This window comes from Xanthobacter autotrophicus (assembly GCF_005871085.1).
Lineage (GTDB): Bacteria > Pseudomonadota > Alphaproteobacteria > Rhizobiales > Xanthobacteraceae > Xanthobacter > Xanthobacter autotrophicus.
Map to the genome: position 1 here is coordinate 47,453 of NZ_VAUP01000002.1, position 23,903 is coordinate 71,355.

Here is a 23,903-nt window from a genome sequence, read left to right on the forward strand (position 1 = left end):
GAATCTGGGATTTTCAAACTATGACGACTTATTCAATGAAGCGCGCCGCTGCGGCGGTGCTCGCGGCCGCGCTTTCCGTGGCTGCCCTCTCGACGGCGCATGCTGACATCACGGACTACGAGTTCCGGCTCGTTCAGACGGACGTCAAGCAGGGCAACGGCGCCATCGTCGCCGTCCGGCTTGTCGACAAGCGATCCGGCAAGGCGGTTCCGGACGCCGTCATCTTCGCGACCCGAATCGATATGGCTCCTGACGGCATGGAGACGATGGCGGCACCGATCGAGGCGGTGCCGTCGACCGAGCCGGGTGTCTATCGCTTCAAGACCAACCTGATGATGGCCGGCGGTTGGCGGCTTTCGCTTGGCGCCAAGATCCAGGGTGAGACCGGCACGCTCGAGAACAAGCTGGTTTTCAAGGCGGTGCCATGAAACGGATCGCCCTCAAGGGCCTCGCCCTTGCCGCCATCCTGGCGGCGGGGGCCGGGGGCTACTGGGCTGGCGTCCGGGGTCTCCCGGTGGCCGGCCTCCACGAATGGCTTGGTGTCGAGGCAACCCTTGCAGCAGCTAAGCCGGCCGGCACGGGAGCGGTGATCTATCATCGGGATCCCGACGGGAAACCGGTCTATTCGGCGACGCCTCGCCAAACCGGGGACGGCCGGCCTTTCCGCGCCGTTCGCGCCAGCGAGGATGTGAGCTTCGAGGACAAGCCGCCGGCGGCGGCCGAGGCGACCGGGGAGGCAGGCCCGCGGCGCGTCCTCTACTACCGCAATCCGATGGGCCTGCCGGACACCTCGCCGGTGCCGAAGAAGGACTCCATGGGGATGGACTACATCCCCGTCTATGGAGGCGAGGACGATGGCGGCTCGGTTGTGCGGGTGTCGCTTGGCAAGCTGCAGCGGACCGGTGTGCGATCCGAGTTGGCAGCGCGCCGGGCCGTCGGAAGGCTGGTGCGCGTACCCGGAATGGTCCAGCTCGACGAGCGGCGCGTCTCCGTGGTCGCAACCCGGAGCGATGCCTTCGTCAACGAGGTGGCGAACGTCACAACGGGAGACCGGGTGACGAAAGGCCAGATCCTTCTCAGGCTCTATTCGCCAGACATTGCCGCCGCCGGCGCCCAGCTCCTCACCGATCTCACCAGCGGCGGCCGCGACAGCGCTCTCGGAGGCGCCCGCCAGCGCCTGGAGAATCTCGGGCTGCCGCCTGAGGCGATCGCCGAGATCGAGCGGACGCGCAAGGTGCCGCTGTCGATGACGTGGCGTGCGCCGCGCGATGGCGTCGTGCTCGAACGCAATGTCGTCGACGGCATGAAGGCAGCGCCGGGCGATGTGCTGTTCCGCCTCGCCGACATTTCGACCATCTGGGTGCTGGCGGATGTGCCGGAATTCGACCTCGGCGCCGTTCGGCTCGGTGCACCGGTGACAATCCGGGTGCGGAGCCTACCGGGACGCACCTTCGAAGGACGTGTGTCGCTGATCTATCCGCAGGTCGGTGAAGCGACGCGGGCCACGCGCGTGCGGATCGAGATCGCCAATCCCGGCGGTGTTCTGCTCCCAAACATGTATGCCGAAGTGGAGATCGGCACAGGCGACGCCGCGCCGGTGGTTGCCGTCCCCGATAGCGCGGTGATCGACACCGGCACGCGACAGGTCGTGATCATTGATCGTGGAGAGGGCCGGTTCGAACCGCGCGAGGTGAAGATTGGTCTGCGCGGCGAAGGCTTCACCGAGATCCGCGAGGGCATTGCGGAGGGCGACCGTGTCGTTGTCGCGGCGAACTTCCTGATCGATGCCGAGAGCAATCTGAAGGCGGCACTGCGCGGTCTCACAGTTCCGGAGACGCGGCCATGATCGCACGCCTCATCGGCTGGTCCGCCCGCAACCTCGTGCTGGTCTTCGTCGGCACGGTGTTCGCCGTCGCCGCCGGGTTTTACGCGTTGAAGACGCTGCCGCTCGACGCCATCCCCGACCTCTCGGACGTGCAGGTGATCGTCTATACCGATTATCCCGGCCAGGCGCCGCAGGTGGTCGAGGACCAGGTCACCTATCCGCTCACCACCGCGATGCTGACGGTGCCGAAATCGAAGGTGGTGCGCGGCTTCTCCTTCTTCGGCGTCTCCTTCGTCTATGTGATCTTCGAGGACGGCACGGATCCCTATTGGGCGCGGTCGCGCGTGCTGGAATATCTCAACGCCGCCGCGCAGCGGTTGCCGGCCGGCGTGACGCCGACCTTGGGACCGGATGCCACCGGTGTCGGCTGGGTCTACCAATATGCCGTCGTGGCAAAGCAGATGACGCTCGCCGAGCTGCGCTCGCTGCAGGATTGGGTGATCCGCTTTGGTGCCTCGAAAGCGGAGGGCGTCGCGGAGGTCGCCAGCGTCGGCGGCTTCGTGAAGCAATATGCGATCGTGGTCGATCCGAACCGGCTGCGGGCGCTGGGCATCCCGCTCGACCGGGTACGCGAGGCGGTAAAAGCCAGCAACGCCGATGTCGGCGGCCGCACGGTCGAGCTCTCCGAGTTCGAGTTCATGGTGCGCGGGCGCGGCTATATCCGGAGCGTGGCCGACATCGAGAACGTGGTGCTGAAGACCGACAGGGGTGTGGCGCTACGGGTCAAGGATGTGGCCCGCGTCGAGATCGGCCCGGACGAGCGGCGCGGCATCACCGAGCTCAATGGCGAGGGCGAGGTCGCCAGCGGCATCGTGCTGCAGCGCTTCGGCGCAAACGCGCTGACCGTAATCGAGAACGTCAAGGCGCGGCTTGCCGAGATCGCCTCCAGCCTCCCCAAGGGCACCGAGATCGTGCCGGTCTATGACCGCTCCGAGCTGATCGGCCGGGCGATCGAGACGCTGAAGGGCACGCTGATCGAGGAGAGCATCATCGTCGCGCTGGTCTGCGTGGTGTTCCTGCTACATCTGCGCAGCGCGCTCGTCGCCATCCTGATGCTGCCGGTCGGCATCCTGATGGCGTTCGCGGCGATGAAGGCGATCGGGCTGGGCTCCAACATCATGAGTCTCGGCGGCATCGCCATTGCGGTGGGCGCCATGATCGACGCCGCCATCGTGATGATCGAGAACGCCCACAAGCATCTGGAGCGCGCCCCGCCGGACAAGCCGCGGGTCGAGATCCTGATCGAGGCGGCGAGCCAGGTCGGTCCGGCGCTGTTCTTCAGCCTGCTCGTCATCACCGTCTCCTTCCTGCCGATCTTCACGCTGGAATCGCAGGAAGGCCGGATGTTCGGCCCGCTCGCCTTCACCAAGACCTTCGCCATGGCGGCCTCGGCCTTGTTGTCCGTAACATTGGTGCCGGCGCTGATGGTGGTCTTCGTGCGCGGCCGGATCATCCCGGAGCACAGGAACCCGATCAACCGGTTCCTGATCTGGGTCTATCGCCCGGTCATCCGCGGCGTCCTGAAGGCCAAGACGCTCACCATCCTCGCCGCGCTCATTGCGCTTGGCGTCACCGTCTGGCCGGCACGCCAGCTCGGCTCGGAGTTCATGCCGAGCCTCGACGAGGGGACGCTGATGTACATGCCAACCACCTTGCCGGGCATCTCCATCACCAAGGCGGCCGAGCTGCTGCAGATGCAGGACCGCATCATCAAGAGCTTCCCGGAGGTGGCCTCGGTCTATGGCAAGGCCGGGCGTGCGCTCACCGCGACCGATCCGGCGCCGACCGAGATGTTCGAGACCATCATCAACCTGAAGCCGAAGAACGAATGGCGGCCGGGCGTCACCATCGACAGCCTGAAGGCCGAGATGGACCAGGCGCTGCAATTCCCCGGCGTCTCCAATGCCTGGACCATGCCGATCCGCGCCCGCATCGACATGCTTGCGACCGGCATCCGCACCCCGGTCGGGGTCAAGGTGTTCGGCACCGACCTCGGCCAGATGGAGCAGAGCGCCCGTGAGATCGAGCGGGTGCTGCGATCGGTGCCGGGCACATCGAGCGCCTATGCCGAGCGGGTGATCGGCGGCTACTATCTCGACATCGTGCCGGACCGCGACGTGCTGGGGCGCTACGGCCTGGCCGTCGGCGACGTCCAAGGCGTGATCGCAAGCGGGCTCGGGGCGGAGACGGTGACCACCACAGTCGAGGGCCGCGAGCGCTACGCCGTCACCATACGCTACCCTCGCGACTTCCGAAGCGACCCGCAATCGATCGCCCGCGACGTGCAGGTGCCCCTGCCGGGCGGCGGAACGGTGCCGCTCGGCGAAGTCGCCAAGGTCGAGCTCACCCGCGGTGCGACCTCGATCCGCACGGAGAACGGCCAGCTCGCCGTCTATGTCTTCGTCGATATCGCCGGCCGGGACCTGGGCGGCTATGTCGCCGAAGCGCAGCGAGTTGTAGCGAACGAGGTCAAGCTACCGCCCGGAACCTACGTCTCGTGGAGCGGCCAGTTCGAATATCTCCAGCGCGCCGAGGCGCGGCTGAAGATCGTCGTGCCGGTGACGTTGCTCATCATCTTCCTGCTGCTCTACCTCAACTTCCGGGCACTGACCGAGACGCTCATCGTCATGCTGTCGCTGCCGTTCGCGCTGGTCGGCGGCATCTGGCTGATGTGGTGGCTCGGCTTCAACATGTCGGTCGCCGTGGCCGTCGGCTTCATCGCGCTCGCCGGCGTCGCCGCCGAGACCGGCGTCATCATGCTGATCTATCTCGAGCAGGCGATGGCGGAACTGAAGGCTGAGCGGGAGGAGCAAGGACGGCCCTTCACCCGCACCGATCTCTACCAGGCAATCATGCTCGGTGCCGTCGAACGGGTGCGGCCGAAGATGATGACGGTCATTGCGATCACGGCCGGCCTCGTCCCGATCCTGTGGAGCACCGGCACCGGCTCGGAAGTGATGCAGCGCATTGCGGTGCCGATGATAGGCGGCATGGTGTCGTCGACGGTGCTGACGCTGGTCGTGATCCCCGCTGTCTATGGACTGATCAAAGGCTGGCGGTTGCCGCGGAGTGTCACCGCCGACGAGAGGGCAATCGAACAGGGGCCAGCCGGCCTCAAGGCTGCCGCCAAATAAGAGGAGGTTCCAATGATACACGACATGATGGGATCCATGGGATGGGGCATGGGCCTTGCCGGCCTGATCGGCATCCTCGTCTTGGTGCTGGTGATCGCCGCCCTCACGAAATACGTCTTCTTTCGGTGAGGAGCGTCATGCGCAGCTTCGATCGGAAGCTGGACGCGAGGAAACAGCCAACGAAAGGAGAAACGCCATGACAGCCGAGCTTTTCGCAGCACACCGTGAGTTGGTGATCGGCGCCACATAGGCGACTGCTATGCTCGTGCTATCGCGCCTCTGGGCGGCCAAGACATCGCACAAGATGACCGTGACCCGCGATCCGAACTGTGGCCATCGTGGCGGTTGGCTTGCCTATGTGAGGGCAGTCGGATTTCCGGATCTGATCGAGGCAGCGGACCTCGCTCCCCTCAAGGCTAGACTCGGCATGCCCGATTGCCTGATCTTCTGCGATATGGCGGAAGTTGGCGCCCATGTTGCGGAGAGGAGGAAGCCCTTCTCGACGTCAATTGGCAATGGCCACCAATTGTAGCTTATGCTATTTATATGCGACTAATTCGCATTTGCAGAAAGCGATGCATATGATCAAAGTGCCAGCTTGGTTACGTAAACAGCTGAGCCGGCGCGTGGTGCTGGGAGGCGGGCTAGCGGCTGCCAGCGGCGCAGCGATAGGTATGACTGGTGCTCTAGCGCAGTCAGGACACGCTTCGAATGCAGGAACTGTCGGCGCTGAAGCAAAGCTGGCTTCAGCCCACCGCGGAGCCCATGGTGCGATGACCACGGTGGGCGAGGTCGACGAAGCTCGTAATGGCTTCGATCCGACCAAGCTTCTGACCGACTGGGATAGAGGCACTGTGTCCCAGCTTCCGGATGGGCGGACGCTAAGAACCTTCGAGATCACCGCCGAGGACAAGGAGATCGAGATCGCCCCCGGCATCATGTTTCTAGCCTGGACATATAATGGCCGGGTGCCCGGCCCGTCACTGCGCGCGACCGAAGGTGAGCGGCTGAGGATCGTCTTCAGGAACTACGGCTCGCATCCGCATTCGATGCATTTTCATGGCATCCATGCTGCGCGGATGGACGGCGTTCCAGGCGCAGGGCTGATCGCTCCGGGCGAGGAGTTCGTCTACGAGTTTGATGCACGGCCGTTCGGATGCCACCTCTATCACTGCCACGCCCTGCCGCTGAAGCGGCATATCCACAAGGGCATGTACGGCGCCTTCGTCATCGATCCAGATCCCACCCGCCATCCCGGATATGAGGCCGTTGCCCGCTCACGCCTGCTCGGCACGCGGGAGAATGCCGGATGGCAGGAATTCGTGATGGTGATGAATGCCTTCGATACTAATTTCGACGGCGAGAACGAAGTCTATGCAGTCAACACGGTGGCGCACGCCTATGCAAAGAAGCCCATCAAGATCCTCAAGGACAAGCCGATTCGTATCTACCTCGTCAATATGATCGAGTTCGATCCGATCAACTCTTTCCACCTGCATGCGAACTTCTTCGACTACTTCAATCAAGGCACGACCTTGACGCCGACCCTGAAGACCGTCGACCTCATCACCCAATGCCAAGCCGAGCGCGGCATTCTCGAGTTCCATTTCAAGGAGCACGAGCCCGGTCTCTACATGTTCCACCCGCATCAGTCGGAGTTTACCGAACTGGGTTGGGTTGGCATGTTCGATGTCGTGGAGGCCATGTCGTGAACCAAGCCGGTCAGCCCCCTTCTACTGCTGCGACAACGCTTCCAGTCGGGCGTCCCAGTCGAGCCTCGTTGTTCTGGATCGCTATCCCGTTTGCCGTGCTTGGTCTGGCGATCGCGTGGTTGATTGGGACCGATCCGTTATCGAGCTTTCGCAACGGCGCACCACCGGTCGAGAAGCTGACCTTCGAGCGGACGATCCTGGGTTCCGATGGAGTTCGCCTGCTGGTCCGTGCCGGCGGCTCGCAACCTATGACGATCGCCCAGGTCCAGGTCGACGACGCCTATTGGCAGTTTACGCAGACACCGCCGGGTCCGATCGCCCGCGGCGCGACCGCCTGGGTTCAGTTGCCGTTCCCTTGGGTGGTCGGCGAGGCGCACGGCGTGAAAATCCTCACCAACACCGGCGCCACGTTCAAGCGTGAGATCCCCGTCGCGGTTGCGACACCGACCGTGGATTCGATGAGCTTCGTATCCCAGGCTGCCCTTGGCGTCTTTGTCGGCATCCTTCCCGTCGCTATCGGCCTCATGTTCTACCCCGTTCTCCGTGGCGTTGGCCGCAACGGCATGGACTTCCTGCTCGCATTGACGGTGGGGCTTCTCGCTTTCCTCGTGGTTGATGCGGTTGCTGAAGCGCTCGAACTTGCCGGCGAGGCCGCCGCCTTGTTCCTGGGACCGGTGATGGTCGTCCTCACCACGATGGGGAGTTTCCTCTTGCTGATGGCTGTCGGCCGCAGCCGTGGCACACCGACCGGGCTGGCCCTATCGACCTTCATTGCGCTGGGGATAGGATTGCACAATCTCGGCGAAGGCCTTGCCATCGGCGCTTCTTTCGCCTCGGGAGCGGCGGATCTCGGTATTTTTCTGGTGCTCGGCTTTACGTTGCACAACATCACGGAAGGCATCGGCATTGCCGCGCCGATACTGAAAGTACGCCCACCGCTTTGGACCTTCGCCGGGTTGACGCTGCTTGCTGGCGGGCCAGCCGTCGCAGGTCTATGGATCGGCAGCCTTGCATACGCGCCGCAGTGGTCGGCGCTAGCGCTGGCGGTCGGTGCCGGAGCTATCCTTCAGGTGATTGTGGAAGTGGGATCGCTACTAGTGCGCAGAAGCGGCGAGATTCAGGTTTCGTTCCTCACACCAGCCGCAATGACAGGGCTCGCCGCCGGCGTCGGCCTCATGTACGTGACCGCGATGCTCGTAAAGATTTGAACGCTTCGATCATCCTCGCTTGCATAGGCGAAGCGGATCATTGAGGGTTGAAAAATCGACTACAATATCTACGCTGCGGCTCGAAATAGCAATTTGAGATGGTTGCGTGCCCCCGCAACCAAAGGCATCCTTGAGCTTCAAGGACATCAAACGGGTCGCCGCAAGGCGGCCCGTTTGCGTTTGGGCATCTGACTTGCGCATCTGACTTGCGCATCTGACACGCCCATCGTGGCCCGCTGTGCAGCCCGCGCGCGGCTGGGTGGCAAAAACGCCGCCCGTAGCCCCACCAAAGCCGCCTGCCCCTCGGCAAGGCATTGCCGGGGCTTCGATCGGGAGCACATGGCTCGGGCCCAGGGAACGCGTTGTCCCAGTGACGACCTGTCCTTGGACAACATGTCCACTCGCATTGGCCCCAACCCCGGCACGAGAACGGGGACATGAACACCGCCCTCGCACCTGCACCAGCACGGATCCTGCCCGGCGCCGATCAGGCGCTTGTGGCCGGCATCGTCCTGTGTGTCGCGGTTTTGGTCGCCGGCCTGGGATGGCCCGGCCCGGCGCGCGCGGCCCCCGTGCAGCAGTCGGAACAGGCGGCGCTCGGGGAAGCCCTGTTCTCCGATCCCGACCTGTCGCGGGAGCGCAACCAATCCTGCGCCACCTGTCACGACCCAGCCCACGGCTTCGCCGATCCGCGGACCGACGTGGCATCGGGAGCGGTGTCGCTCGGCAGCGACGGGACATCGCACGGCGTGCGCAATGTCCCCACCGTCAGCTATGCCGCCGCCACGCCCCGCTTCCACAAGGATGCCAAGGGCCGTTTCGTGGGTGGCCAGTTCCTCGACGGCCGCGCCGACACGCTGGAGGCGCAGGCCGGCGGGCCGCTGCTCAATCCGGTGGAGATGGCGATGCCGGACAAGGCGAGCGTCGTCGCCCGCCTAAAGGAGAAGCCGGCCTATGTGGAGGCGTTCCACAGGCTTTACGGCGCGGATGTGTTCAAGAGCGATGACCGCGCCTTTTCGGCCCTCACGCAGGCGCTCGCCGCCTATGAGCGCAGCCCGGAGGTCTCGCCGTTCGATTCGAGATACGACCGGTTCCTGCGCGGGGAGCTGAAGCTGACGGACCGGGAGGAACTCGGCCGCGTGCTGTTTTTCTCCAACCAGTTCACCAATTGCCACCTCTGCCACCAGATCTCGTCGTCGGACGGGGCGGGTGAAACCTTCTCCAACTCCCAGTTCCACAATATCGGCGTGCCGCGAAACCCGGCCCTCGATGTCCCGGTGGACCATGGGCTGCTTGCCACGCGCAAGCTGAAGGACAAGCGCCTCGACGGCCGCTTCAAGGTGCCGACCCTGCGCAATGTGGCGGTGACCGGCCCCTACATGCACAACGGCGTGTTCAAGGACCTGCGCACGGTCATCTTCTTCTATAACAAGTATAATTTCTCATCCCCCAGCCGGCAGGTCGACCCCGAGACCGGCCGCGCGTGGGACCCGCCAGAGGTGCCGGACACGCTCTCGCGGACCGAGCTGGAATTCGGCCCGGCCCTCGATGACCGGCGCATCGACGCCCTCGTCGCCTTCCTGAAAACCCTTACCGATCGCCGCTACGAGCCGTTGCTCGACCGGTGACGCAACGCTTTCCGAGATCTGCCCCATGATCGCCGGTTCCCCCTTCACGCGACGGCGCGGCCCCGCACAGCCCGCGCGCGTCTTCCCAGCCCAGCCGCCGACCGCGGCATGTTCCGACAGGAGGCCGGTTCGCTCCGGCAGACCTCATGGACCTCGACACCCTTGACCTATCGAGGCTGCAATTTGCAGTCACGGCGCTCTACCACTTCCTCTTCGTGCCCCTGACGCTGGGCCTGTCCGTCCTCCTCGCGGTGATGGAGACGGTCTATGTCATGACCGGCCGCATCATCTGGCGGCAGATGACCAAGTTCTGGGGCGCGCTTTTCGGCATCAACTTCGTCGTCGGCGTCGCCACCGGCATCGTCATGGAATTCCAGTTCGGCATGAATTGGAGCTATTACAGCCATTATGTGGGCGACATCTTCGGCGCGCCGCTGGCCATCGAAGGGCTGATGGCCTTCTTCCTCGAGGCGACGTTCGTCGGCCTGTTCTTCTTCGGCTGGGACAAGCTCTCCAAGGTCGGCCACCTCATCACCACCTGGGCGGTGGCCATCGGCTCCAACTTCTCGGCGCTGTGGATCCTCATCGCCAACGGCTGGATGCAGAACCCGGTGGGGTCCGCCTTCAACCCGCAGACCATGCGCATGGAGATCACCGACTTCTTCGCGGTGGTCACCAATCCGGTGGCGCAGGCGAAGTTCGTCCACACCGTCTCGGCGGGCTACGTCACCGCCTCCATCTTCGTGCTCGGCGTCTCGGCCTGGTACCTGCTGAAGGGCCGCCATGTGGAGCTGGCCAAGCGCTCCATGACGGTGGCCGCCTCGTTCGGGCTCGCCGCCTCCCTGTCCGTGGTCGTCCTCGGCGACGAGAGCGGCTACCTGACCACCGAGCACCAGAAGATGAAGATCGCCGCCATGGAGGCCATGTGGGAGACGGAGCCGGCCCCCGCCGCCTTCACCCTGTTCGGCTTCCCAAGCGAGAAGGACCGCGAGACCCATTTCGCGGTGCGCGTGCCGTGGATGCTCGGCCTCATCGCCACCCGCTCGCTGAACACCCAGATCCCCGGCATCAATGAACTGGTGACCCACGCGGAGGGGCGCATCCGCAACGGCATCATCGCCTTCGACGCGCTCCAGCAGATCCGCGCCGCCGGCAGCGACGCCAAGATCCCGCCGGCCGCCCGGCAGGCGTTCGAGGACAATGGCCGGGATCTGGGCTACGCGCTGCTGCTGAAGCGCTATCTGGACGACCCGCGCAAGGCGAGCGACGCCGACATCCGCCGCGCCGCCCGCGACACGGTGCCGAACGTGCCCACCCTGTTCTGGTCGTTCCGCTTCATGGTGGGACTGGGCTTCTTCTTCATCGCCTTCACCGCCACCTTCTTCCTGCTGTCGGCGCGGCGGCTGCTGGATCGCTACCGCCCGTTGCTGTGGCTGGCGGTGTTCGCCATCCCCCTGCCGTGGATCGCGGCGGAGCTGGGCTGGGTGGTCGCCGAGGTGGGACGCCAGCCCTGGAGCATCGAGGGCGTGCTGCCGACGGCCGCCGCCGTCTCCAGCCTCGGCGCGGCAACGGTGCTCACCACCCTCGCCGGCTTCGTCGTTATCTACACCGTCCTCCTCGGCGTCGAGATGGCGCTGATGCTGCGCGCCATCCGCAAGGGGCCGGAGCCGGACGACGCGCCGGAGACCAACCTCGTCCCCTCATCCCTCGTGGCCGCGGAGTAGAGCCATGATCCTGAACACACTCATCGACTACGACACGCTCCGCGTCATCTGGTGGCTGCTTTTGGGGGTCCTGCTCATCGGCTTCGCCATCATGGACGGGTTCGATCTCGGCTCCGGCATCCTCCTGCCTTTCGTGGCGAAGACTGATCTGGAACGCCGGGTGGTCATCAATGCCGTGGGGCCGGTTTGGGAGGGCAATCAAGTGTGGCTCATCCTCGGCGGCGGCGCCATCTTCGCGGCCTGGCCGCCGCTTTATGCGGTGTCCTTCTCGGGCTTCTACCTCGCCATGTTCGCCATCCTGTTCGCGCTCATCCTGCGGCCGGTGGGGTTCAAGTATCGCTCCAAGCGCGACAGCGCGGCGTGGCGGTCGGCCTGGGACTGGGCCCTGTTCGTGGGCGGCCTCGTGCCGGCGCTGGTGATGGGGGTGGCCGTGGGCAACGTGCTCCAGGGCGTGGCCTTCCACCTGAACGACGACCTGCGCATCTTCTACGATGGCACCACATTGTTTGAACTGCTCAATCCGTTCGGCCTGCTGTGCGGGCTGCTCTCGGTGGCGATGCTGACCATGCACGGCGCCGGCTGGCTGCTGCTGAAGACCGAGGGTGCCGTCGCCGCGCGGGCCCGGACCATCGGCAGCGTGGCGGCGCTCGTCACCCTCGCGCTGTTCGTGCTGGGCGGAGTGTGGCTGTTCCTCGGTGTCAACGGCTACCGCATCGTCGGGACCATCGCGACGGACGGCCCCTCCAATCCGCTGGCCAAGGCGGTGGAGATCGCCCCGCGCGCCTGGTTCACGAACTATGCCGCCCATCCCTGGATGCTGGCGGGGCCTGCGCTGGGCCTCGCGGGTGCGCTTGCCAGCCTCGCCTTCCTCAGGGCGCGGGTGGAGATCGGCGCATTGCTATCGAGCGCCCTGGCCATCTTCGGCATCATCTCGACGGTGGGGCTGTCCATGTTCCCCTTCATCCTGCCGTCGTCCATCGACCCGCGATCGAGCCTCACCGTTTGGGATGCCTCATCCAGCCATCTCACCCTGTTCGTGATGCTGGTGGCCACGGTGATCTTCGTGCCGATCATCATCGCCTACACCACCTGGGTCTACCACGTGCTGTGGGGCAAGGTGGATGCCCGCTCCATCGCCGATGGCAACGGCCACGCCTACTGAAAGAAGGAGACCGGAACATGTGGTACTTCGCCTGGCTGCTCGGCCTGCCGCTGGCCGCCGCCTTCGCGGTGCTCAACGCCATGTGGTACGAGCTGATGGACGATCTTGCGCGTGAGCGGGCCGGAGCGGGATCCGTGAAAATGGAGACCGTCACGCGGTAATCGCCCCTGGCCTCAAGGAAAGAAAACGCATTCTGAAGGATGGCGGCGCGCGATCCGTGCGCCGCCCCAGTGTTCGCCGCTTCTTGTCTGCGGTTCCTATGCGCCGTTCCTTGGACCGTTTGTCCAATCGTGCCGCCGGTACCTGTGCCCCTAAGCAGGGGTTTCCGCGATCACAGCACGACGGATAACACCATGGGACAGATAGCCGATGCCTTCGCACGGCTGGGGGACTGGCTCCGAGCCAGGCCGCACCGGCTGACGGTAGTGAATGCCCTGCTTCTCACCGGCATCCTGGTGATGATCGGCAATGGGGACCTCTTCCGCTTCGTCGGCGGCGCCGCCGTCGCCCTGTGCACCGGCGTCTTCGCCATCCGCTCCGTGCGCCAGATGGAGCGGCAGCGGGGCGCGTTTTTTCCCTATGACATCACGATGCTTTGGGCGCCCAACCTTCGGCGATCTCCGCGGCGGAACAGCCAGACCAGCAGCAGGCCGGTCATGTACCGGGAGGCCGCGGTGAGCGAGCACCGCGAACTGGTCCGCGCCAAGACGCAGGACTATGTGCGGCAGGTGGAGGAGGCGCCCCGGCAGGCCACCATTGCGGCCGGGGCGAGCGGCAAATGATCCCCGGCTCGCTCGGCGGCGGTGAGGACCACCCGGCCCGCGAAGCCCTGAAGGATCTGGCGCGGGAGCTGGCCCGCGCATTGGCCGCGCGGGTCTGCCGCCGGTGCCGCAGCACCGACGCGGCCGGAGGATCGCGCCGCCAGGAACCGGCGGGATCGGGGCGCGGGGATCCGGCCTGACGCCCTCCCCTCGTCCCCCCCCCCCGGGGAAACCAATCACGCACGAAGCCGGCGTGTGCGGCCGTCTTGCGTGCGTGTGAAATCGCGTTGGACCACATCGCCGCAGCCTATTTTGCGGCTGGCGTTGGTAAAATATGCTCTAGAGCTGGATCGGCGCCGGACCATCCGGACAGAGGCGCTCGCAGGAGAGGCACGCGACGAAATGGGCCTGGTCATGGGCGAGAGTGCGATCGAGAGCGACGCCAATCGCAGGAACCTGCTGTTGCTCATCGCGCTGCGGTGGCTCGCGGTGGCCGGACAGGTGGTCGCCATCGCGGCGGTGCATGTGTGGCTTGGTGTGGCCCTGCCGCTTGCCGAGATGGGGCTGGTGATCCTGTTCCTGATCGGGCTCAACCTCATCGGCCTGTTTCGTGCGATGGGCGAGACACCCATCAGCGACACGGAACTGTGCGTGGAGCTGCTGCTGGACGTGGCGGCCCTCACCATCCAGCTTTATCTCAGCGGCGGTGCCACCAATCCGTTCATCTCGCTCTATCTGCTTCAGGTGATCCTGGCTGCCGTGCTGCTGGCGCCCGCCGCCACCTGGATCATCGTTGCCGTCACCAGCGCCTGCTTCATCTGGCTCACGCGCTACTTCCGGCCCATCGACTTCGGCGGACAGGGCCACGGCCACTCCCATGGCCAGGGCCATGACGCGCTCCATGGCGGCGGCTCCTTCTTCGACCTGCACCTGCAGGGCATGTTCCTGTGCTTTCTTCTGGCGTCGATGCTGGTGGCGCTGTTCGTGACGCGCATCAACGCCAACCTGCGCAGCCGCGACGCCCACCTTGCCGAGCTGCGCCAGCGCGCCGCCGAGGAAGCGCACATCGTGCGCATGGGCCTTCTCGCCTCGGGCGCGGCCCATGAACTGGGAACGCCGCTTTCCACCCTCGCCGTGATCCTCAACGACTGGCGGCACATGCCCCAGTTCCGCGACAATGCCGAACTCCACGGGGAGATCGAGGAGATGCAGGCCGCCCTTGGGCGCTGCAAGTCCATCGTCTCCCATATCCTCCTCGCGGCCGGCGAGGCGCGCGGCGAGGATGCCCGGCGCGCGCCCCTCGCCGTGTTCATCGACGACATCGTCGAGCGCTGGGAAGACAGCCGGCATCCGCTGTCGGTCGATTACCGGAACGAGACCGGAGCCGATTTCGACATCGTCTGCGACAGCGTCATCGAGCAGGTGCTGGTCAACATTCTCGACAACGCGCTGGAGGCCTCGCCCGGCTGGATCGGCATCGCGGCCGAGCAATCGGACGCCGACCTGGTGATGCGGGTCAGCGATGCCGGGCCCGGCTTTTCCGAGGTTGCCCTCGCCCAGTTCGGCAAGCCCTACCAGTCGGACAAGGACGAACCGGGCCGAGGCCTCGGGCTGTTCCTCGCCGTCAACGTGCTGCGCAAGCTCGGCGGGACCATCGGCGCCGCCAACCGGCCGGAGGGCGGGGCACGGGTGGAACTGCGCCTGCCCCTCGCGGCGCTGGCGGTGGGAGCGACCGATGGGGCCTGACAAGCGCCTGCTGCTGGTGGAGGACGACGCGGCCTTCGCGCGCGCGCTCCAGCGCTCGTTCGAGCGCCGCGGCTACAAGGTCGGCCGCTGCGCCCGCTCGGTGGAACTCGACGCGCTGCTGACCGAGCTTCAGCCCACCTGCGCCGTGGTGGACCTGAAACTCTACGGCGCTTCGGGGCTGGATTTCGTCAAGCGGCTGCACGGCCACGATCCCGAGATGCGGATCGTGGTGCTCACCGGCTTCGCCAGCATCGCCACGGCGGTGGAAGCCATCAAGCTCGGCGCCTGCCACTATCTCGCCAAGCCGTCCAACGCCGACGATATCGAGGCCGCATTCGAGCGGCTGGACGGGGACGCGGGCGTTGCCCTCGGCGTGCGCCCGAGTTCCATCAAGACGCTGGAATGGGAGCGCATCCACGAGACCCTCGTGGACACGGACTTCAACGTCTCCAAGACCGCGCGCCGGCTCGGCATGCACCGCCGCACCCTCGCCCGCAAGCTGGCCAAGCGGCAGGTCACGTAGAGGCGACGACGAGCCGGAGGCAGCGCGGGAAGCGGCCCGGACATTGGCCGGGCACTCGTGGGCCGGGCCGTTGTGGGCCGGGCGATCGCGCGCCGACGCCGATCCGCGCCCGCGCGGATCGGTTCGGATCGGTTCGGGTAACGCCCCCCTCAGTGGGCGTCCCTCAGTGGGCGTGGCCGAGATAGGCGGCGCGCACCGCCGGGTCGTTCTTCAGCATGGCGGCGGGGCCGTGGGCGGCGAGGCGGCCGTTCTCCATCACATAGCCGAAGTCGGCCACCTCCAGCGCTGCGGCGGCGAACTGCTCCACCAGCAGCATGGTGGTCTTCTGCTCCTTCAGCCGGGCGATGGTGGCGAACACCTCCGCCACCAGGCGCGGGGCAAGGCCCATGGACGGCTCGTCGAGCAGCAGCACGCGCGGGTTCAGCATCAGCGCGCGGGCCATGGCCAGCATCTGCTGCTCGCCGCCGGAGAGGGTGCCGGCGAGCTGGTTGCGCCGCTCCGCAAGGCGCGGGAACAAAGCGAACATGCGGTCGAGATCGGCCTCCACGTCGCCGCGCGGCCGCGACCCTGTGAGGCGCGGGAAAGCGCCCAGCAGCAGATTGTCGAGCACGCTCTGGGTGGGGAACACCCGCCGCCCCTCGGGCGAGTGGGCAAGGCCCTTCTTGGTGATCTTGAAGGCCGCCAGGCCGGTGAGGTCCTCCCCGTCCAGGCGCACCGAGCCGGATTCCGGCACGATCATGCCGGAGACGGCGCGCAGCGTCGTGGTCTTGCCGGCGCCGTTGGAGCCGATGAGGGTGACGAGCTGGCCTTCCTGAACCGTGAGGCTGAGGCCGTGCAGCACCTTCACCTTGCCATAGCCGGCGACGAGATCGGTGACTTCCAGCATGGCGCCCTCCTATTCCGCCGCGACGGCGGCGCCGCCGAGATAGGCCTCGATCACCCGCGGGTCGGCCTGCACCGCGGCCGGCTTGCCTTCCGCGATCTTCTGGCCGAAATCCAGCACCGTGACCGTGTCGCACAGGCCCATGACCACATCCATGTGGTGCTCGATGAGCACCAGGGTGACGCCGGCGTCGCGCACCTTGCGGATGATCTCCACCAGATGCTTGATGTCCGGCGCCGTGAGGCCCGCCGCCGGCTCGTCCAGCAGCAGCAGGTCCGGGTCCAGCGCCAGCGCGCGGGCGATTTCCAGGAGGCGTTGCTTGCCGTAGGGCAGGTTGCGCGCCTCCTCGTTGGCAAGGTCGGCAAGGCCCACGAAGGCGAGCAGGCTCATGGCCCGCTCGCGCGCCGCCTTCTCCTCCCGCCGGATGCGCGGCAGGCCCAGCGCGACCTCGGCGAAGGTGGCGCGATAGGTGTGGTGGAGGCCCACCAGCACGTTCTCGATCAGCGTCAGCTCGGCGAAGAGCTGCACGTTCTGGAAGGTGCGCGCGATGCCCTGCGCCGCGATGTCGGAGGAGGTGCGCCCGGCGATGTCCTGGCCCTTGAAGCGGATCGACCCCGCGGTGGGCACATAGATGCCGGTGAGCACGTTCATCATGGTGCTCTTGCCGGACCCGTTGGGGCCGATGAGCCCGTGGATGGTGCCCGGCTTCACCTCGATGCTCACGGTGTCGAGGGCTTTCAGGCCGCCGAACTGCATCACCACCCCGTCCACGTGGAGCAGCACGCCCTCGCGGGCGGCGGCGGTGGCGGTGACCGGCCGCGCGGTGGCCTCCGCCTCGATGACCGCATGGGTCTTCACGAGGTTCGGCCAGAGCTGGGCGGCGGCCTTCTTGAGGAAGCCGACGATGCCGTCCGGCAGGTAATAGACCACGAACAGGATCATCACGCCGAAGATGGCGAGCTTGTAGTCGGTGATCTTCTCCAGGAGCAGCGAGAAGGCGAAGAAGGCGAGGCACAACACCACCGGAATGGCGGTCTGCACCCGGTGCTCCGGAGTGCGGATGAAGCTGCGCGCGCCCGCGATCAGCGCGATCACCGCAATGGTGCCGGCGATGTAGCGGAACAGCACGATGTCGGAGAGCAGGTTGGGCAGGAACACGATGATCACCGCGCCGATGATGGGGCCAAGGCGCGACTTGCGCCCGCCCACGGTGACCGCCAGCAGGAACTGCACGGAGAGCTCGAAGCCGAAATTGTTCGGCGCGATATATTGCTCCGAATAGGCAAACAGCGCCCCGGCGAGCCCGGCGAAGCCCGCCGACACCACGAAGGCGATCACCTTGTGCTTGTAGACGCTCACGCCCATGCAGTCGGAGGCGATGGGGCTGTCGCGCAGCGCCTCGAAGGCCCGGCCGAGGTGCGAGGCGAGGATGCGATTGATCACCAGCAGGGTGAGCACCAGCGCCACCGCGGCGATATAGAAATACTCCACCTCCTTCATGCGCTTCAGCGACATGTCGAACAGCGGGATGGTGTCGCCGAGCCAGCGCAGGTCGAGGAACAGGGGCGTGGTCAGCTTGATGCCGAGGGGGCCGTTGGTGAGGTCCGTCATCTCGTTGATGAGGATCTGCACGATGGTGCCGAAGGCCAGTGTCACCATGGCGAGATAGGGCCCGGTGACCCGCAGCGCCGGCAGCGCCAGAATGATGCCGAACAGGGCCGTGACGATGATGGCGAGCGGCAGCGCCGGCCAGAAGCCGACGCCGAAATGCATGGCCAGGCACCCGGCCGTATAGGCGCCGATGCCGAACAGCGCGGCATGGCCGATGGAGACCTCGCCCGTATAGCCGAACACCACGTCCAGCCCCAGAAGGAGGATGGCGTAGATGGCGATGGTGATGGTGAGGTGCAGGTAATAAGGGCTCGTCACCGCGAACGGCAGCACCGCCAGCGCGGCGAGGCCGAGGATCGGGAAGCCGGTAGAGAGGATGCGTCGCGCCAGCATGGCCTCACACCTTCTTGATGGTGGCGCGGCCGAACAGGCCCGAGGGTTTCAGCGACAGCACGAGCAGCAGGAGCACGAGGCCCGGCACGTCCTTGTAGCCGGTGGAGATGTAATAGCCGGTGAGGGTCTCGGTGATGCCGAGGATGAGCCCGCCCACGATCACGCCCATGCCGCTCGACAGGCCGCCGATGATGGCCACCGCGAAGGCCTTGAGCCCCAGCACCGCGCCCATGGTGGCGCCGGTGAGGGTGACGGGGGCGATGAGCACCCCGGCGAAGGCCGCCGTCATGGAGGAGAGCGCATAGGAGAAGGTGATGACGCGCCGCGTGTCGATGCCCATCAGGCCGGCGGCGTCGCGATCATTGGCGGTGGCCACCACCGCCTTGCCGAAGATGGAGCGGCGGTTGAACACCTCCACCGCCAGCATGATCACCAGCGCGCCCACCACGATGGCGATTTCCATGGGCTGGATGCGCACCCCGAGGATGTTGAGGGACGCTTCCGGCAAGGGCGAGGGAAAGCGCAGGGCGTCGCGGCCCCAGATGTTCTCCGCAAGATTGCGGAAGATGATGCCCAGCGCGATGGTGGCCATGATCCACCCGGCCTCGGAATTGGCCTTCACCGCCGGGCGCACGCCGAGATATTCCACCAGCGCCCCCTGGGCGAGGCCGAAGGCGAACACCACGGGCAGCATCAGCAAATAGGCGAGCGGGGTGCCCAGCGCCTGGCCGATGAGGAAGTTCACCGTGGTGAGCCCCACCAGCGCACCCAGCATCAGGGCTTCGCCCTGGCCGAAATTCAGCGTCTTGGAGGTGGCGAAGGTGAGCTGGTAGCTGAAGGCGATGACGCCGTAGATCATGCCCACGGCGATGCCGCTGACGATGAGCTGCGAGAGGATGTTCATCAAGGGTCTCCGAAGCGCAATTCCCAGAGCGCGAGTCCCCGCGCCCCGCGCGGAAGGGCCCCTTCGGGGCGGGAAGGGCCGCCGACCGGCACGCGCGAGCGCACCGGGCGGGCTTCTCGTCGCCGGCCGGCGAAACCGCCGCCGGCCGATCAGATGCGACCGATCACGCTCAGTTCTTGGGCTTCACCCGGACCGCCTTGTCGCCGGCGATGTCCTCGGGATGGGCGGCAACCACGCGGCCGCCCTTCACCAGGCCGAACACCGGGATGTTGCCGGTGATGGCCTCATGGTCGGTGGCGCTGAAGGGGCGGTCGTAAATGGTGACCACGCCTTCCACCTTGGTGTTCAGGTTTTCCAGCGCTTCGCGGATCTTGCGACCGTCGGTGGAGCCCGCCTGGGTGATGGCGGCGGCGAGCAGAAACACGGAATCATAGCCCTGCGCGGCCGACACGGGGGACGGCATGCGGTCGATCTTGTAGGCCGCCTGATAGGCCTCGATGAAGGCCTTGCGCTTGGGGGTATCAGGCAGCTGGATGAAGGTCTGGGGCATCAGGGCGCCGTCGCCATTGGGGCCGGCGGTGTCGATGAAGCTGGCCATGGACAGGGTCCAGGAGCCGATCATGGGCACCTTCCAGCCGAGCTTGGCCATGCCGTTGGCGATCTGCGCCAGCTCGGGGCCGATGGCGTAGGTGAGGATCACGTCGGCGCCGGCTTCCTTGGCGCGCAGCAGCTGCGCGGTCATGTCGGTGTCGCCGATATTGAACTTCTCGGTGGCCACCGGCTTCACGTTCAGGGCGGCCAGCGCCTTTTCAAGATCGGCGCGGCCGAGCTGGCCATAATTGGTCGAGTCCGCCAGGATGGCCGGCTTCTTGAAGCCCTGCCTTTTGACCGCCTCGTCGGCAATCATCACGCTCTGGATGGCGTCGTTGGCAGAGGTGCGGAAGATGTAGTTGGATTTATTGTCCGGCGGCAGGAACTGCTTGGAGATGACCGTGCCGGTGGCCACGTTGTTGATCACCGGGATTTCCGCTTCCTGGTAGAAGCGCTGCGAGGCCAGGGCCACGCCGGTATTGATATAGCCGAGGGTGGCGACCACCCCCTCCTTGTTGATGAGTTCCTGGGCGATCTGCACGCCCACCTCGTTCTTGGCCTCGTCGTCGCGCTCCACCAGCACCAGCTGGCGGCCCAGCACGCCGCCGGACTTGTTGATCTCCGTCACCGCGAGCTTCACGCCGTCGCGCATGCTCACGCCCATGGAGGACGAGCCGCCTGTGAAGGGCCCGCTCAGGCCGATCTTGATGGGTTCCGCTGCCACGGCGACGCCTGCGATGGAGACGCCGGCCATGGCGATGCTTGCGGCGACCGCCGCAATCATTCCGCTCACTCGCATGTTTCACTCCCTGGTAGCCCGACCTTGGGGCTTTATTGGTTCGATCCGGCTTTTCGCCGGTTAGGCCTGAATCGTTTAAGCCAATTGGCGCCGTTGCACCAGTGCAACCTATGGCGATTTCGGTGGCAGCGTGGCCGGTATCTTCGTCCGGCGGGGCGGCGCTTCGCGCACAGCCGGTCCGCAGCCCCCTGCCCTCGCCGGCGGAGAACCGCCGCACCGGCGCGGCCAGCGGCGGAAATCCGCCGCCCTCGACCGCAAGAGCCGCGTTTGCACCTACAGTTTTTTTATTCAATAACAATGTCTTGACTGAAGAGTTGACGACCACGCATGGCTGGCATGCGCTCTGCAAAGGGAGGGTGTCATCCATCCAGCCGGCCGCCAGAGCCGGCTCCCACCGGGAGAAGCGCCTTGCCGACATCTCTTCGCTTGACCTCGCCTGTCCGCTCGACCGCGCCCACCCGCCGGACCTTCCAGCGGGCCACCCGCCTGGCCGCCCTTGTCGCCGCCTCGGCGGTGCTGGCGTTCGGCGCCCTGCCCGCCTCGGCGCAGGAAGTGATCCGCGTCGGCAACCTCAAGCTCGCCCATTTCGCCGGCGTCTCCTACATTAAGGAGATCGCCTCCAGCTGCGGCATCACGGTGGACCTGAAGATCTTCGCCAAGGGCCCGGACGTGATGCAGGCCATCCTCGCCGGCGAGTTGGACGTAGGCGCCACCGCCTCCGAGGCCGCCATTTCCGGCCGGGGCAACGGCGCGCAGATCTACATCGTCGGCGGCTTCGCCAGCGGCGGCGCCCGCCTTCTGGCGGTGCCCGACAGCGGCATCAAGACGGTGGCGGACCTGAAGGGCAAGAAGGTGGGCGTCACCCGCGGCTCCATCCAGGAAGTGCTGCTGGCCGCCGAGATGGGCAAGGTCGGCCTCACGCCCAAGGACCTCACCATCATTTACCTCGGCTATCCCGACCTCAACCAGGCGCTGCTGCAGAAGCAGGTGGACGCCATCATGCAGACCGAGCCGCAATCGGCCCAGGCCATCGCCCGCGGCTTCGGTGCCGAGATGCTGAAGCCCTACGACACCCCCATCGGCGCGCCGGTGCGCACCCTGGTGATGAGCGAGAAGTTCTACAAGGGCAGCCCCGAGGCCGCGAAGAAGTTCATGGCCTGCTTCGTGAAGGCGCAGAAGACCTTCATGGACGATCCCAAGGCGGCCGAGAAATTCGTGACCCAGGACGTGTTCAAGGGCCAGCTGACGGCGGAGGAATTCCAGGAAGCCCTCGCCAACTCGCCCTACACGCTGTCGATCACCGCCGACCACATCCAGAAGACCACGGACGTGATGGCCAAGTACGGCATCGGCAAGATGTCGTCCCCCGCCAAGGCCGAGGACTGGGTGAAGCTCGACCTGCTCGACGCCGCCAAGTCGTCCGCCGGCATCAACTGAGGGCATCGCCATGCATACGTCCCGCCTGAAATCCGTGGCGGAGGGCCTTGCCGTGCCCGTCGTCGCCCTCCTCCTGTGGCAGCTCGCCTGCACCCTGGGGCTGGTGAACCCCATGGTCCTGCCCTCCCCGGCCGCCGTGGCCGTGCGCTGGTGGGCCTATCTCGCCCCCATGGAAGCCTATGACCCGGCCGCCGGCTCCTATCTCGCCTGGCTGTTCTCCGGCGAGATGATCCAGGATTCCATCGGCTCCCTCACCCGCGTCGCCCTCGGCTTCTTCGTGGGGGCAGGGCTTGCCCTGCCGCTCGGCCTGTTCATGGGATCGAGCGACGCCATCTACCGCCACATCAACCCGCTCATGCAGGTGCTGCGGCCCATCCCGCCCATCGCCTACATCCCGTTGTCCATCTTGTGGTTCGGCCTCGGCAATGCGCCGGCGGTGTTCCTCATCGCCATCGGCGCCTTCTTCCCGGTGCTGATGAACACCATCGCCGGCGTGCGGCACGTGGACGGCATCTATATCCGCGCCGCCCGGAGCCTGGGGGCAAGCCGCCTCACCATCTTCCGGCGGGTGATCCTGCCGGCGGCGACGCCCTACATCCTGTCGGGCGCGCGCATCGGCATCGGCACCGCCTTCATCGTGGTGATCGTGGCCGAGATGATCGCGGTCAACAACGGCCTCGGCTTCCGCATCCTGGAGGCGCGCGAATACTTCTGGTCCGACAAGATCATCGCCGGAATGTTCACCATCGGCATCCTCGGCCTTGGCATCGACATGGCGGTGAGCCGCCTCAACAACCACCTGCTGCGCTGGCATCGCGGCCTGGAATCGTGAGGAACGCCATGTCCCTGCAGCCTGCCTCCGTCGAAGCCATCAGCGATCACGCCATGCTCATCGAGCCCATTGTCGCTCCCGCCTCGCCCCACATCGTCATCGAAGGCGTGGACAAGCGCTTCGTCGTGCCCGGCGGCGAGATCGTCGCCCTGAAAGACATCGACCTCACCATCAATCGCGGCGAGTTCGTGTGCCTGCTCGGCCCCTCGGGCTGCGGCAAGTCCACCCTGCTCAACGCCATCGCCGGCTTCTCCGCTCCCACCAAGGGCACCATCGCGGTGGAGAAGCGCAAGGTGAGCGCCCCCGGTCCCGACCGGGGCATGGTGTTTCAGGAATACGCGCTCTTCCCGTGGATGAGCGTGGCCGCGAACATCGCCTTCGGTCTTGAGATCAAGGGCATGAAGCGCGCCGACATCGACGCCCGCGTGGCCGAGCTTTTGGCCATGCTGAAGCTCACCGAGTTCCGCGACCGCTTCCCCAAGGACCTGTCCGGCGGCATGCGCCAGCGCGTGGCCATCGCCCGCGTGCTCGCCCTCGACAGCCCGGTGATGCTGATGGACGAGCCGTTCGGCGCGCTCGACGCCCTCACCCGCCGCTCGCTTCAGGACGAGCTGATCCGCATCTGGTCGGCCACCGGCAAGACCATCGTGTTCGTCACCCATTCCATCGAGGAATCCATCTATCTCGCCGACCGCATCGTCGTGCTCACCTACCGGCCGGGCACCATCAAGCGGGACATCAAGGTGGAGCTGCCGCGCCCGCGCGACAGCGCCTCGCCCGCCTTCAACGAGCTGAAGCGCGAGCTGGGCGCCCTCGTCACCGCCGAGCAGCACCGCTTCGAGGAGGTGGAACTCAAAGGCTTGACCACCGACTGAGCCGGGACCAGCATCCGCCGGCGTCCGCCCCCTCGGGCGCCGGCCAATGACAGGGCCCACGCAAGGCGGCCAGCAACCGCGGGGCCAGGGAGCCG

19 protein-coding genes are annotated in these 23,903 nt (G+C 66.1%); 15 read left to right on the forward strand and 4 right to left on the reverse strand.

The annotated features are described in order from the left end of the window. The first annotated feature begins 20 nt into the window (after positions 1-20). The 12 genes from FBQ73_RS00255 (at position 21) to FBQ73_RS00310 (ending at position 15,483) form a co-directional block, all read left to right on the forward strand. On the forward strand, positions 21-428 hold the full coding sequence (locus tag FBQ73_RS00255; RefSeq protein WP_138397528.1) for a FixH family protein: 408 nt from the start codon (positions 21-23) through the stop codon (positions 426-428). Further along, positions 425-1,846, forward strand: coding sequence for an efflux RND transporter periplasmic adaptor subunit (locus FBQ73_RS00260; protein WP_138397529.1), 1,422 nt, complete (start codon positions 425-427; stop codon positions 1,844-1,846). The genes FBQ73_RS00255 and FBQ73_RS00260 overlap by 4 nt, the downstream gene beginning before the upstream one ends. After that, the gene (locus tag FBQ73_RS00265) at positions 1,843-5,019 is read left to right on the forward strand and encodes an efflux RND transporter permease subunit (RefSeq protein WP_138397530.1); all 3,177 of its coding nucleotides are present in this window, start codon (positions 1,843-1,845) and stop codon (positions 5,017-5,019) included. The genes FBQ73_RS00260 and FBQ73_RS00265 overlap by 4 nt, the downstream gene beginning before the upstream one ends. 581 nt (positions 5,020-5,600) lie before the next feature. Continuing rightward, positions 5,601-6,731: a multicopper oxidase domain-containing protein gene (locus FBQ73_RS00270; protein WP_138397531.1), complete on the forward strand. Its 1,131-nt coding sequence runs from the start codon at positions 5,601-5,603 to the stop codon at positions 6,729-6,731. A gap of 68 nt (positions 6,732-6,799) precedes the next feature. After that, positions 6,800-7,939 carry a ZIP family metal transporter gene (locus FBQ73_RS00275; protein WP_138397532.1) on the forward strand — a complete coding sequence of 380 codons (1,140 nt, stop codon included), beginning with the start codon at positions 6,800-6,802 and terminating at the stop codon, positions 7,937-7,939. Between the two features lie 437 nt (positions 7,940-8,376). Further along, positions 8,377-9,567: a cytochrome-c peroxidase gene (locus FBQ73_RS00280; RefSeq protein WP_138397533.1), complete on the forward strand. Its 1,191-nt coding sequence runs from the start codon at positions 8,377-8,379 to the stop codon at positions 9,565-9,567. A 146-nt stretch (positions 9,568-9,713) separates the two neighbouring features. After that, positions 9,714-11,291, forward strand: coding sequence for a cytochrome ubiquinol oxidase subunit I (locus tag FBQ73_RS00285; RefSeq protein WP_138397534.1), 1,578 nt, complete (start codon positions 9,714-9,716; stop codon positions 11,289-11,291). 4 nt (positions 11,292-11,295) lie between these two features. Continuing rightward, positions 11,296-12,453 (forward strand): cytochrome d ubiquinol oxidase subunit II, encoded by a 1,158-nt coding sequence (cydB, locus tag FBQ73_RS00290; protein WP_138397535.1) that lies wholly within the window; start codon positions 11,296-11,298, stop codon positions 12,451-12,453. Between the two features lie 17 nt (positions 12,454-12,470). Further along, entirely contained in the window at positions 12,471-12,614 is a 144-nt protein-coding gene (gene cydX, locus FBQ73_RS00295; RefSeq protein WP_138397536.1) for a cytochrome bd-I oxidase subunit CydX, read from the forward strand. A 192-nt stretch (positions 12,615-12,806) separates the two neighbouring features. Continuing rightward, entirely contained in the window at positions 12,807-13,235 is a 429-nt protein-coding gene (locus tag FBQ73_RS00300; protein ID WP_138397537.1) for a hypothetical protein, read from the forward strand. 381 nt (positions 13,236-13,616) lie between these two features. Beyond that, positions 13,617-14,960, forward strand: coding sequence for an ATP-binding protein (locus FBQ73_RS00305; protein ID WP_246089489.1), 1,344 nt, complete (start codon positions 13,617-13,619; stop codon positions 14,958-14,960). Further along, positions 14,950-15,483 carry a response regulator transcription factor gene (locus tag FBQ73_RS00310; protein WP_138397539.1) on the forward strand — a complete coding sequence of 178 codons (534 nt, stop codon included), beginning with the start codon at positions 14,950-14,952 and terminating at the stop codon, positions 15,481-15,483. Before FBQ73_RS00305 ends, FBQ73_RS00310 begins: the two co-directional genes overlap by 11 nt. A 163-nt stretch (positions 15,484-15,646) precedes the next feature. Here the strand turns inward: FBQ73_RS00310 and FBQ73_RS00315 are convergent, their stop codons facing one another. The 4 genes from FBQ73_RS00315 to FBQ73_RS00330 form a co-directional block, all read right to left on the reverse strand. Further along, positions 15,647-16,369 (reverse strand): ABC transporter ATP-binding protein, encoded by a 723-nt coding sequence (locus FBQ73_RS00315; RefSeq protein WP_138397540.1) that lies wholly within the window; start codon positions 16,367-16,369, stop codon positions 15,647-15,649. A gap of 9 nt (positions 16,370-16,378) precedes the next feature. After that, positions 16,379-18,370 (reverse strand): branched-chain amino acid ABC transporter ATP-binding protein/permease, encoded by a 1,992-nt coding sequence (locus FBQ73_RS00320; RefSeq protein ID WP_138397541.1) that lies wholly within the window; start codon positions 18,368-18,370, stop codon positions 16,379-16,381. Positions 18,371-18,374: 4 nt separating this feature from the next. After that, positions 18,375-19,274, reverse strand: a complete 900-nt coding sequence (locus tag FBQ73_RS00325) for a branched-chain amino acid ABC transporter permease (RefSeq protein WP_138397542.1) — start codon at positions 19,272-19,274, stop codon at positions 18,375-18,377. Positions 19,275-19,443: 169 nt separating this feature from the next. Next, positions 19,444-20,664 (reverse strand): ABC transporter substrate-binding protein, encoded by a 1,221-nt coding sequence (locus FBQ73_RS00330; RefSeq protein ID WP_210236623.1) that lies wholly within the window; start codon positions 20,662-20,664, stop codon positions 19,444-19,446. A 486-nt stretch (positions 20,665-21,150) separates the two neighbouring features. Between FBQ73_RS00330 and FBQ73_RS00335 the strand changes: the two genes are divergently transcribed. Genes FBQ73_RS00335 through FBQ73_RS00345 form a run of 3 tightly spaced genes read left to right on the forward strand, consistent with a single transcriptional unit; the run spans position 21,151 to position 23,808 of the window. Next, complete coding sequence (locus FBQ73_RS00335; protein WP_138397665.1) at positions 21,151-22,101, forward strand: ABC transporter substrate-binding protein; 951 nt, start codon at positions 21,151-21,153, stop codon at positions 22,099-22,101. A 10-nt stretch (positions 22,102-22,111) separates the two neighbouring features. Beyond that, entirely contained in the window at positions 22,112-22,933 is an 822-nt protein-coding gene (locus tag FBQ73_RS00340; protein ID WP_138397543.1) for an ABC transporter permease, read from the forward strand. A gap of 8 nt (positions 22,934-22,941) precedes the next feature. Further along, a complete protein-coding gene (locus FBQ73_RS00345) occupies positions 22,942-23,808 on the forward strand; it encodes an ABC transporter ATP-binding protein (RefSeq protein ID WP_138397544.1) in 867 nt (288 codons plus the stop codon). Positions 23,809-23,903: the final 95 nt, after the last annotated feature.